The organism is Kitasatospora sp. NPDC002965, assembly GCF_040611255.1.
Lineage (GTDB): Bacteria > Actinomycetota > Actinomycetes > Streptomycetales > Streptomycetaceae > Kitasatospora.
Window position 1 is genome coordinate 1 of the sequence record NZ_JBEXNT010000317.1, and the last position, 1,172, is coordinate 1,172.

General features: G+C 76.5%; 1 protein-coding gene. It reads right to left on the reverse strand.

The window, feature by feature from the left end; genetic code table 11:
• The coding region (locus tag ABZY91_RS42100) for a polyketide synthase dehydratase domain-containing protein (RefSeq protein WP_355409547.1) at nucleotides 1-1,124 on the reverse strand (1,124 nt) is incomplete at its 3' end.
• Nucleotides 1,125-1,172 lie beyond the last annotated feature (48 nt).

Sequence of the window (1,172 nt, forward strand, 5' to 3'; positions counted from 1 at the left end):
ACGGCCACCGCCTGACGCGTCAGAACCACCAGACGGACACCCTCACGGGACTCGTCCGCGAACCACCCCTGAACGGCCGCCAGCGCCACGGCCAGATCCCCCTCCGCACGCAGCACCTCCCAGGCGGACTCGTCGGAGGCACCCGCCGTCGACGCGGGCCAGTCCAGCCGGAACAGCGCGTCGCGGTCGGCGCCGCCCGTCGGGGCGAGCTGCTCGGCGGAGACCAGGCGGGCCCGGAGTGCCTCCACCGAGGCCACCGGCGCGCCGGTCCCGTCCGCGAGCTCGATCGCGAGCACCTCCGGCTCGGTGTAGCGGAGCCGGACGCGCAGGGCACTCGCGCCCGTCGCGTGCAGCCGGACACCGGTGTAGGCGAACGGCAGCCGGCTCACTCCGGGCGGGCTGTCGACCAGCCGGTGGTGGACGGTGATGTGGACGGCGGCGTCCAGCAGGGCGGGGTGGAGGCCGTACCGTTCGGCCTCACCGGCCAGCGCGTCGGGCAGCGCGACCTCGGCGTAGAAGGTGTCGCCGTCCCGCCAGGCGGCGCGCAGGCCCTGGAACCCGGGCCCGTAGTCCAGCCCGGCGGCGGCCAGGTCCTGGTAGATCCCCTCGGTGTCCAGCGCCGTCGCACCCGGCGGCGGCCAGGCGTGCAGACCCTCCGCCGGTGCGGCCGGGCCGCTCAGCAGGGTGCCGGCGGCGTGCCGGGTCCACTCGGCCGAATCCGTCAACCGCTCCACCGGGTCGCCCGGTCCGGCCGGCGGGGCGGGGCGCGAGTGGACGGTGACGGACCGCAGGCCCGCCTCGTCCGGGTCACCGACGCTCACCCGGAGGTGGACGGCGCCGCGGTCCGGGACGAGGAGCGGGGCCTCGACGACCAGTTCGTCGAGCGCACTCGCCCCCACCTCGTCTCCCGCGCGGATCGCCAGCTCCAGCAGGGCGGTGCCGGGAAGGATCACCGTGCCCTGCACCGCGTGGTCGGCGAGCCACGGGTGGGTGGCCAGCGACAGGCTGCCGGTCAGCACCGCGCCCTCGCCGTCCGGCAGGCCGACGGCCGCCCGGAGCAGCGGGTGGCCTATCGGGGCCAGGCCGAGGCCGCCGGCGTCACCGGTACGGGTCGCGGGCTCCAACCAGTAACGACGCCGCTGGAACGGATACGTCGGCAGATCCACCCGCGG